1 pseudogene is annotated in these 283 nt (G+C 73.1%); it reads right to left on the bottom strand.

The annotated features are described in order from the left end of the window. A pseudogene (locus HTZ77_RS45040) lies at positions 1-201 on the bottom strand (RNA-guided endonuclease InsQ/TnpB family protein); the annotation flags it as partial. Positions 202-283 lie beyond the last annotated feature (82 nt).

The raw sequence follows: 283 nt of genomic DNA, 5'->3' as shown, positions 1-283 counted from the left end.
GACCTGGCGGGGGCGGTTGCTGCCCCACCGGGTGCGGGCGAGCTGCTGTTGAAGCCGCCGGTACCGCTGCGATTCGCCGGAGGTGATGTAGGCCCGGTCGTGGAACGCGCCGTCGCTGGGGGAAGCGGCCACGACCACGCCCCGGTCGATCCCGACCGCAGGACCGGGATGCGCTGCCGGGGCGGCCTGCCCGTCCTCCACCAGGAAACTGATGTACCAGTGGCCACCTTCACGTGAGACGGTCGCCGACCGGATGGCGCCGCCCAACGGGCGCGACCAGCGG

This window comes from Nonomuraea montanisoli, assembly GCF_013363975.1.
Taxonomy (GTDB): Bacteria; Actinomycetota; Actinomycetes; order Streptosporangiales; family Streptosporangiaceae; genus Nonomuraea; species Nonomuraea montanisoli.
This window is presented reverse-complemented; position numbering and strand designations above follow the sequence as displayed.